This window comes from Verrucomicrobiota bacterium (genome assembly GCA_039192515.1).
Classification (GTDB): Bacteria; Verrucomicrobiota; Verrucomicrobiia; order Methylacidiphilales; family JBCCWR01; genus JBCCWR01.
The window spans coordinates 1-2,000 of record JBCCXA010000102.1 but is presented as its reverse complement, the minus strand read 5'-3'; the positions used below and the strand labels follow the sequence as shown (position 1 = coordinate 2,000).

At 40.9% G+C, this 2,000-nt stretch carries 2 protein-coding genes; both read right to left on the bottom strand.

Translation table 11 applies throughout. The features are described from left to right. The coding region (locus tag AAGA18_16210) for a PAS domain-containing protein (protein ID MEM9446885.1) at positions 1-1,250 on the bottom strand (1,250 nt) is incomplete at its 3' end. Beyond that, the coding region (locus tag AAGA18_16205) for a TrkA C-terminal domain-containing protein (protein MEM9446884.1) at positions 1,250-2,000 on the bottom strand (751 nt) is incomplete at its 5' end. The genes AAGA18_16210 and AAGA18_16205, both read right to left, overlap by 1 nt.

Sequence of the window (2,000 nt, the reverse complement as noted above, 5' to 3'; positions counted from 1 at the left end):
TTTAAATCCACCTCTTCAATAGATAGTCCTAACCTACTGTTCCTGGAGTAATTGGTAATATCTGCAATGAAAGCATTCAGATTAGAGATACGCCCCTTCATTAGGTTTAAGCACTCCTTTAGTTCTTCTTTATTGTCCGTTAATTCAGCAATGGCAATTAAACCTTGTACAGAGCTCAAAGGAGCTTTCAGGTCATGAGAAGTACTATAAACAAACCTATCCAGTTCCTCATTGGCTTTTGCCAACAATTCATTCTGTTTTTGAATCTGTGTTTCAGCTCTTTTTCTTTCGTCTATATCTAAGAGAGTACCCACCATCTTGATAGCGCGACCTTCACTATCCCACTCTGCCTGTCCCGTATCCAGCACCCAGATATAGTCACCTGTTTTCGTTCTCGCCCTGCACTCTACTGAAAAAGGAATTCTCATCTTAAAATGCTCAAGTAACTTTTCCTTTGCACCTTCAAGGTCGTCAGGGTGTATAAACGAAAGCATGCCGTGCATAGTAAGTTGCTTCAGATCTCCCTTCTTGTAACCTAATAGCTCAGCTAACTTAGGTGAAATGTGAATCAAATCATCTGCACCGTTCCATTCCCAAATGCCTGCACTGGAACCTTGAATAGCCAGTTGGAACTTATTCTCGCTTTCTCGGAGTTCCTTTGAAGTTTTTATTAAGTGTTCGTTCGACTTAATATTCAGTCGCATCAAAAAGTAAATCGAAAGTAAGGACGAGAAAAGCGAAACGATGAAGTTGGTAATATAGCTCGTATCGATATAGGCTTGAGTAAGCTCTTCTGATTCGATAATATCAATATCATAAAAATAGGACACGAAGGCGAGCACCACAGTTGACAAGAAAAACAATACGGAGTAAATAATTTTCTCGTAACCGAAAATCGTTATTACATAGACACAAGCTGCCAAAAAATAGAGATAAACACCGGTAGCCTGCTTCTCAATAGATGCCAGAACCGCTATAACCAATAAGACCGGAACTATAAAAACAATTTTGGCCACATCGAGGCTGCCTATGCGCAATAGCATTAAGCTCAATAATGAACATAGTAGCATAATTCCGTAAAATGGAATAAAAGCAAGCTCACCTATGAAAAGCTCGATGACTACGAAAAATAGACAAACAACTATGACGATTACAGCTCCCAGACCTGTTAGAATCACCCTTTGACGATCTGACTCGCTGGTAGATTCATAAGTCTGATTGTTTAGAAAAAGCCGTCCCTTATCCAACATTAACTAGGGTTTTTATCAAAAAGGAGCGTCATCTTCTCCAGGCTTTCTTCAGAGCCAACCATGGTCACCCAATCGCCTCTTCGCAAACGGGTGTAACCGTGTGAAATAATCATCTGCCCTTTTCTACGGATGGAAAGAATAATGATATCGGCAGGGAAACGAATGTCTCGAAGCGAAAGCCCATGCAGGTTAGGATTAAGTACTTCAAGGTCTATGGTATCCTGGCCTTTTTGCATGCCAAGCAGTAATGAAGTAGCCTGAGGTGAGCGCACAAAGTGGTCCATCAAGCTAACAATGGCAGTAGACGGATCAACCACCAATGCACCAAGTTTATGAAAGTTATTAAAATTATAGTGGTGGTTAAGACGAACTACTACATCCTTGGTACCCACATGCTGATAGATTAATTCACACAGTTCCAAATTTTCCTCATCTGTGAGCATCAAAACAATAGCCTCTGACTTTGACGCCTCCAGGTTTTTTAATGCCTCCAAGGAAAGTGATTCTATATTGTGTATATCACAGTTTGGATATTCATCCGGATTTAAATTTTTCTGTCTTGTAGCAATTTTTACCTGCCATCCATGATCACCCAGTTGCTTGGCCAGAGCGACGGACTGGCTCTCCAATCCAAAAATGATGGCATCGCGTATACCGTCAAATTCCGGAGTCTCATGTCGCTCTCTGCTCTCGCCTACCATGTTTAATGACCATTTAAAAAGAGGGGGGCCAACAATTTGATTAAGTACT